The 7,366-nt window shown below is 66.9% G+C and carries 9 protein-coding genes and 1 pseudogene; all 10 read left to right on the top strand.

The genetic code is table 11. The features are described 5' to 3' along the window. The first annotated feature begins 112 nt into the window (after positions 1 to 112). Positions 113 to 673 carry a DUF177 domain-containing protein gene (locus H0W38_RS12400; protein ID WP_292454418.1) on the top strand — a complete coding sequence of 187 codons (561 nt, stop codon included), beginning with the start codon at positions 113 to 115 and terminating at the stop codon, positions 671 to 673. A 257-nt stretch (positions 674 to 930) separates the two neighbouring features. Further along, entirely contained in the window at positions 931 to 1,113 is a 183-nt protein-coding gene (gene rpmF / locus H0W38_RS12395; RefSeq protein WP_292442488.1) for a 50S ribosomal protein L32, read from the top strand. A 164-nt stretch (positions 1,114 to 1,277) separates the two neighbouring features. Further along, positions 1,278 to 2,378 carry a phosphate acyltransferase PlsX gene (plsX, locus tag H0W38_RS12390; protein ID WP_292454417.1) on the top strand — a complete coding sequence of 367 codons (1,101 nt, stop codon included), beginning with the start codon at positions 1,278 to 1,280 and terminating at the stop codon, positions 2,376 to 2,378. Between the two features lie 17 nt (positions 2,379 to 2,395). Further along, entirely contained in the window at positions 2,396 to 3,373 is a 978-nt protein-coding gene (locus H0W38_RS12385; RefSeq protein ID WP_292454420.1) for a beta-ketoacyl-ACP synthase III, read from the top strand. Between the two features lie 62 nt (positions 3,374 to 3,435). After that, a complete protein-coding gene (gene fabD / locus H0W38_RS12380; RefSeq protein ID WP_292454416.1) occupies positions 3,436 to 4,374 on the top strand; it encodes an ACP S-malonyltransferase in 939 nt (312 codons plus the stop codon). After that, a complete protein-coding gene (fabG, locus tag H0W38_RS12375) occupies positions 4,371 to 5,117 on the top strand; it encodes a 3-oxoacyl-ACP reductase FabG (protein WP_292454415.1) in 747 nt (248 codons plus the stop codon). Before fabD ends, fabG begins: the two co-directional genes overlap by 4 nt. A 115-nt stretch (positions 5,118 to 5,232) precedes the next feature. Further along, positions 5,233 to 5,472: an acyl carrier protein gene (gene acpP / locus H0W38_RS12370; RefSeq protein ID WP_292442476.1), complete on the top strand. Its 240-nt coding sequence runs from the start codon at positions 5,233 to 5,235 to the stop codon at positions 5,470 to 5,472. Positions 5,473 to 5,507: 35 nt separating this feature from the next. Beyond that, positions 5,508 to 6,752 (top strand): beta-ketoacyl-ACP synthase II, encoded by a 1,245-nt coding sequence (fabF, locus tag H0W38_RS12365; RefSeq protein WP_292454414.1) that lies wholly within the window; start codon positions 5,508 to 5,510, stop codon positions 6,750 to 6,752. Between the two features lie 34 nt (positions 6,753 to 6,786). Further along, positions 6,787 to 7,257: a hypothetical protein gene (locus H0W38_RS12360; protein WP_292454413.1), complete on the top strand. Its 471-nt coding sequence runs from the start codon at positions 6,787 to 6,789 to the stop codon at positions 7,255 to 7,257. Between the two features lie 3 nt (positions 7,258 to 7,260). Further along, positions 7,261 to 7,366 (top strand): annotated as a pseudogene (locus H0W38_RS12355) (RNA polymerase sigma factor RpoE); the annotation flags it as partial.

The raw sequence follows: 7,366 nt of genomic DNA, 5'->3' as shown, positions 1-7,366 counted from the left end.
ACGCTCGAGCAGTTCGCGGCGATAGCGCGAGGTCGAACCCAGGATCAACCGGGGAGTGGACAAAAGGGCATTCATGGCGGCATTGTCGGGGCCGGCCATAAACTGCGATCCGATGAAATCGCGTGAATTCGATCCGCTGCGGCTCGATGTTGCTGCCTTGGCCGAGCAAGGCGCGAGCCTTGACGGAAGCTGGCCGCTGGCGTCGCTGCCGCGACTTGCCGCGAGCGCCCATGCCGACTCGCTTCCGAAGGCCGACGATGCCGTGACCTGGTCGGTGCGCGGCGAGCGTCGGGCTCGCGTCGGGGCACCGGCCGAGATCTGGCTGCACTTGCAGGGCAGGGCTTGCCTGGAACTCGAATGCCAGCGCTGCCTTGGGCCGGTTGTCGCCGCGCTCGAGATCGACCGGGCGCTGCGCTTCGTGCCCGGCGAGGATCAGGCCGCCGCACTGGACGCGGACAGCGACGACGACGTGCTGGCCCTGAACCGGTGGCTCGACCTGCGCGAACTCGTCGAAGACGAACTTCTGCTTGCGCTGCCGCTGGTGCCGCGCCATGAGGCGTGCCCGCAGCCGCTCCCGCTGCCCGGCGAGTCCGTGTTGCCCGATGGCCAGGCTGAGCCGCCCCATCCTTTCGCCGTCTTGCAGGCACTCAAGGAGTCCGGCGACAAGCATTGACAGCACGAGAGCGCATGGTGCTTTTGTCCCGCTCCTTCCTCGGCAAACGCGCAAGGGACGGCGTGGCCGTACCTTGCGGTCAAGCTCGGTAGCGACAGGCTGGGTGATACACTTTCGGGCTTTTCCGCGCTCGACCGCTCAGGTCTCAGCGCGGATATCGCTGGACCTCGGTTCGGCATTGATACCGTCGCCGTCTTCCGATCACCGGCAAGCTGCGGCAGCGCCCTCAGGGGCGCCACCTGACCCAGGAGCCCTTCATGGCCGTTCAACAGAACAAGAAGTCGCCGTCCAAACGTGGCATGCACCGCTCGCACAACGCGCTGCATACCCCCGGCACGGCCATTGAGCCGACCACCGGCGAAAACCATCTGCGCCACCACATCAGCCCGACGGGCTTTTACCGTGGTCGCAAGGTGCTCAAGACCAAGGCGGATGCCTGAGTCGGCCCGGCCCGGCGCTTGCTGAAGCCGGTCCTGTTCACGCGTTTCGAGCGGCTGGCCGGCGGTTTGCGATCTCGTCAATAGGCTTGCTCCGTGCGCGGCGGCCACTTGCCGTCGCCTCGTTGAGCGCTTAGCGTTGTGGTCGTGATTCCGTCTTTGCTGCAATGAATCCCCCACAGTCATCCCCTCCCTTGTCCGGTGCGGTACGCCTCGCCGTCGATTGCATGGGTGGCGATCACGGCGTGAGTGTCACGCTGCCGGCTTGTCGCGCTTTTCTCGACGCTCATCCGCAAGCCGAGTTGCTGCTGGTGGGCCGTACGGAAGCGCTGGCGCCCGCTGCGGCTTGGCCGCGCTGCACGCTGGTGGCAGCCAGCGAGGTCGTCGCAATGGACGACTCGATCGAAGTCGCGCTGCGTCGCAAGCGCGATTCGTCCTTGCGTGTGGCCATCACTCAGGTCAAGCCGGTGGAGGGCGTGGCTGCGGCGCATGCCTGCGTGTCGGCGGGCAACACCGGCGCGTTGATGGCGGTCGCTCGCTATGTGCTCAAGACGCTGGAGGGCATCGACCGGCCGGCGATCGCCACGGTCATGCCCAACCAGCTCGACGGCCACACAACGGTGCTCGACCTCGGCGCCAACGTCGATTGCAGCGCCGAACACCTGCTGCAGTTCGCGGTGATGGGCAGTGCGCTGGTGGCTGCCGTGGAAGGCAAGCCGAACCCTAGCGTGGGTTTGCTCAACATCGGTGAAGAGGCCATCAAGGGCAGCGAAACCATCAAGCGGGCCGGCGAACTGTTGCGTGACGCCGCAGCCGGAGGCCACGTCAATTTCATCGGCAACGTCGAGGGCAACGACATCTTCACTGGCAAGGCCGACATCGTGGTGTGCGATGGTTTCGTCGGCAATGTGGCCTTGAAGACGGCCGAAGGGCTGGCGTCGATGCTGTCGAGTTTCATCCGGCAGGAGTTCACCCGCAACTGGTACAGCAAGCTCGCAGCGCTGATCGCGCTGCCGGTGCTCAACCACTTCAAGAAAAGAGTGGATCACCGCCGTTACAACGGTGCGGCGTTGCTCGGCCTGCGCGGGCTGGTCTTCAAAAGCCACGGTTCAGCCGATGCGTTCGCCTTCGAGCAGGCGCTCAACCGGGCATATGATGCGGCGCGCAACCGGTTGCTGGACCGCGTCCACGACCGCATCCTCGAGACGCTGCAGGCCATGCCGGTCGAGCCGCAGCCCCAGACCGGTCCGGTCGCGCAAGCCGCATGACTCCGACTTCTCCCTCGCTGCCGCGCCATTCGCGCATCACCGGCACCGGCAGCTATCTGCCGCCCCGGCGCGTGAGCAACGCGCAGCTCGCTGCCGAGTTGGCCGAGCGTGGCGTCGAGACCTCCGACCAGTGGATCGTCGAGCGCACCGGCATCCGTGCCCGCCACTTCGCGGCACCTGACGTCACTTCCAGCGACCTGGCCTTGCACGCTGCGCGCCACGCGCTCGAAGCCGCGGGCCGCGAGGCGGCCGACATCGATCTGATCATCGTCGCGACCTCCACGCCCGACATGATCTTCCCGTCGACCGCCTGCCTGCTGCAGGCCAAGCTCGGCGCTGCCGGCTGCCCGGCCTTCGACGTGCAGGCGGTGTGCTCCGGCTTCGTGTATGCGCTGGCGGTCGCCGATTCCATGATCCGCACCGGCGCTGCGAGCAAGGCGTTGGTGATCGGCGCGGAAGTGTTCTCGCGCATCCTCGACTTCAACGACCGCGGCACCTGCGTGCTGTTCGGTGACGGCGCCGGTGCGGTGGTGCTCGAGACGAGCGACACGCCCGGCATCCTGGCCAGCGAACTGCACGCCGATGGCAGCCATGCCGGCATCCTGTGCACGCCCGGCACGGTGCAGGGCGGAAAAGTACTCGGCGATCCGCTGCTCAAGATGGACGGCCAAGCGGTCTTCAAGCTGGCGGTCGGCGTGCTCGAGAGCGTGGCTCGTTCGGTGCTCGTCAAGGCCGGCCGACAAGACAGCGACATCGACTGGCTGATCCCGCACCAGGCCAACATCCGCATCATGCAAAGCACGGCGAAAAAGCTCAAGCTGCCGCTGGACAAGCTGGTGGTCACGGTCGATGAGCACGGCAACACTTCGGCCGCCTCGATTCCGCTCGCACTAGACCACGCAGTGCGCGGCGGCCAGATCCGCCGCGGCGATACGGTGATGCTTGAAGGCGTGGGTGGCGGCTTCACATGGGGCGCCGTGCTGCTCGATCTTTAGCGGTCGAGCCCTCGCGACCGTAGTCCGCCACTCCCAAGAACAACGACGAGAAACAGTTCCGGATGTCCGTCTTCGCATTCGTTTTTCCCGGCCAGGGCTCACAGAGCGTGGGCATGCTCGATGCCTGGGGCGATCATCCGGTCGTTCGCGACACGCTGGCCGAGGCCTCGCAGGCGCTGGGGTCCGATCTTGCCGGGCTCATCCGGCAGGGTCCCAAGGAAGCGCTCGATCTCACCACGAACACGCAGCCGGTGATGCTCGCGGCCAGCGTGGCCTGCTACCGCGCCTGGCTGGCTGAAACAGGTCGCGAGCCGGCTTTCGTCGCCGGTCATTCGCTCGGCGAGTACAGCGCGCTGGTGGCGGCCGGCGTGCTGAGCCTGGCCGACGCCGTGCCCCTGGTGCGCTTTCGAGCGCAGGCGATGCAGGAGGCGGTGCCCGTCGGCGCCGGTGCAATGGCGGCGATCCTGGGCCTCGAGGCCGATGCGGTGCGCGCAGTCTGTGCCGAAGCCGCGGTGCTGACGCACGAGGCTGTCGAGGCGGCCAACTACAACGATCCGAAGCAGACCGTGATCTCCGGCAGCAAGAGCGGTGTGGACAAGGCTTGCGAGTTGGCCAAGGCAGCGGGCGCCAAGCGTGCACTGCCTTTGTCGGTGTCTGCCCCTTTTCATTCCAGCCTCATGGAACCCGCCGCCGAACGCCTGCGCGAGCGCCTGGCCGACACGCCCCTGGCGACGCCGGCAATCCCGGTGCTGAACAACATCGACGTGGCGGTGGAGACCGACGCCGCAGCGATTCGCGACGCGCTTTACCGCCAGGCCTTCGGCCCCGTGCGCTGGGTCGAACTGGTGCTGGCGCTCAAGTTGCGCGGCGCGACGCATGTCGTCGAATGCGGGCCAGGCCGCGTGCTCTCGGGCCTGGTCAAGCGCATCGATGCCGAACTGCTGGCGGCCAACATCGGCGATCCCGCGAGCCTGGCCCAAACCCGGGAAGTGCTGGCATGAGCGTCACTGACCTCCCCGTTCGGATCGCCCTCGTCACCGGCGCGAGCCGCGGCATCGGCCGAGCCATCGCCACAACCCTGGCGGCGGGCGGCTTCAGGGTCATCGGCACGGCGACCAGCGAGGCGGGCGCCGCGAGCATCGGTGAGGCGCTGCAGGCGCAGGGCGGCCGCGGTCTGGTGCTCGACGTCACCGACGGCGCCGCGCTCGAAGCGACCGTGGACGCGATCGTCAAGCAGGACGGCGGGCTGCACGTGCTGGTCAACAACGCCGGCATCACCCGCGATCAGCTTTCCATGCGCATGAAGGACGACGACTGGGACGCTGTGCTCGACACCAACCTCAAGGCAGTGTTTCGCGCCAGCCGCGCCGTCATCCGGCCGATGATGAAGCAGCGCTCCGGGCGCATCGTCAACATCACTTCCGTGGTCGGTGCCAGCGGCAACGCGGGCCAAGCTAACTACGCCGCAGCGAAGGCGGGCGTAGCCGGCATGACGCGCTCGCTGGCACGCGAACTCGGCAGCCGCGGCATCACCGTGAACTGCGTGGCGCCGGGCTTCGTCGCCACCGACATGACCGAGGCCCTGCCCGAGGCGCACAAGGCCGCGCTTCTCGCGCAGATTCCGCTCGGCCGGCTCGGCCAGCCACAGGAGATCGCCGACGCGGTGGCGTTTCTCGCCTCGCCGCAGGCTGCCTACATCACCGGTTGCGAACTGCACGTCAACGGCGGCATGTTCATGAATTGAAGCCGCGAGGCAGCTGTCCGGCAGCCCGGCGAGCGGGCAGTCGGGCGTCTCGGCCCCGACACCCTGCAGCCACTAGAATCACCGGCTGTTTTTGCAAACTCTCCTTGGAGGAGTCATGAGCGACATAGAAGCACGCGTCAAGAAGATCATCGCCGAACAACTCGGCGTGGCCGAGGGCGAAGTCACCACCGAAAAGGCCTTCGTCGCCGACCTGGGCGCGGATTCCCTGGATACCGTCGAGCTGGTCATGGCCCTCGAAGACGAGTTCGGCATCGAGATCCCCGACGAAGAAGCCGAGAAGATCACGACTGTCCAGCTCGCGATCGATTACGCCAAATCCCACGCCAAGGCCTGAAGGCCGCGGCAGCAGCAAGCAAGAAACTTCAACGCATGAGCCGTCGTCGCGTCGTCGTGACCGGTCTCGGTCTTGTCACTCCCGTGGGCAACACAGTGGACGAGTCCTGGGCCAACCTCGTGGCCGGCCGCCCCGGGATCGCCACCGTCACCAAGTTCGATGCATCGGGTTTGTCCTGCCGTTTCGCCGGTGAGGTCAAGGGCTTCCGGATCGAGGATTACATCCCGGCCAAGGATGCGCGGCACATGGACACCTTCATCCACTACGGCCTGGCAGCGTCGCTGCAGGCAGTCAGGGATGCGGGCCTGCCGACCGGCCAGGCTCTCAGCGAGGAGCAGGCCGAACGCATCGGCTGCTTGGTCGGCTCGGGCATCGGCGGGCTGCCGATGATCGAAGAGACCCACAAGGAGCTCACGGAACGCGGCCCGCGACGCGTGTCGCCTTTCTTCGTGCCGGCCTCGATCATCAACATGATCTCCGGCCACCTCTCGATCGAGTGTGGCTTCACCGGGCCCAACCTGGCGATCGTCACCGCCTGCACCACCGGGCTGCACTGCATCGGCCAGTCGGCGCGCATGATCGAGTATGGCGATGCCGACGTGATGATCGCTGGCGGTGCCGAATCGACTGTCTCGCCGCTGGGCATCGGCGGCTTTGCCGCAGCGCGGGCCCTTTCCACGCGCAACGACGATCCGGCCACGGCATCGCGACCCTGGGACAAGGACCGCGACGGTTTCGTTCTTGGCGAAGGCGCCGGCGTCATGGTGCTCGAGGAGTACGAGCATGCAAGGGCCCGCGGCGCCAAGATCTACGCCGAGCTGATCGGCTTCGGCATGGGAGCGGACGCTTTCCACATGACCGCGCCCAACGTCGACGGCCCCAAGCGGGCCATGAAGGCGGCGCTGCGCAATGCCGGCATCAACGCCGACCAGGTGCAGTACCTCAATGCTCATGGCACTTCGACGCCGCTGGGCGACCTCAACGAAACCAATGCCATCAAGCTGGCCTTCGGCGAGCACGCAAAGAAGGTGGTGGTGAATTCGACCAAGTCGATGACCGGCCACCTGCTCGGCGGCGCCGGCGGCATCGAGGCAGTGTTCACCGCGCTTGCGTTGCATCACCAGGTTTCCCCGCCGACGATCAACATCTTCAACCAGGACCCCGAGTGCGACCTGGACTACTGCGCCAACACCGCGCGCGAGATGAAGATCGAACACGCCGCGAAGAACAACTTCGGCTTCGGCGGCACCAACGGCACGCTGGTATTCAAGCGCGCTTGAGGCGGATCGCCTCGACCCCTGATCTGCCCCGGCCATGCGTGCGGCGCCGGCCGTGAGCGTGAGCGCAGCACCTTCGCGGCAATGGTTTGCCGCTCTGCTGGCTTTGTGTTTCGGCGTGCTCGCCGCGACGGTCGCCTGGGCGTGGCAGCGAGGTGATGCCGCCGGTTGGCTGGTCTGGCTGAGCGTTGCTGCGCTCGCTGCTCACTGCGTGTGGCGCGCTCGGTGCCGGTCCCGCTTGACGTTGCGCTGGGATGGCGAGCGCTGGTGGCTCGCGCTGCCGGCCGGCTCGGCGGAGTTGGCTGGCGATCTCACTGTGGCAATGGACCTTGGCGCGTGGCTGCTGCTGCAGTTTCGTGTTGGGCCCGACACCGTCGCGCGCCCCGGCCGGCAATGGTTGCCGCTGCAGCGTGCAGGGCTGCAAGCGCACTGGCATGCGCTGCGCTGTGCGCTATATTCGCCGCGCCCGCAGGCAACCTCGCCCGCTTCGCCCGATCCGAGCGCCTGAAGCATGACCCCCGAAACCGAAGCCGACGCCCTGTTGATCGAGCGGGTCAAACTGGGCGACGTGCGGGCGTTCGAGATGTTGGTGGTCAAGTACCAGCGCCGCATCGAGC

The sequence above is a fragment of the Methylibium sp. genome (assembly GCF_013817365.1).
Classification (GTDB): Bacteria; Pseudomonadota; Gammaproteobacteria; order Burkholderiales; family Burkholderiaceae_C; genus Methylibium.
Note: the sequence above shows the minus strand (reverse complement) of the source record. Positions and strands in the feature narration are given on the sequence as shown.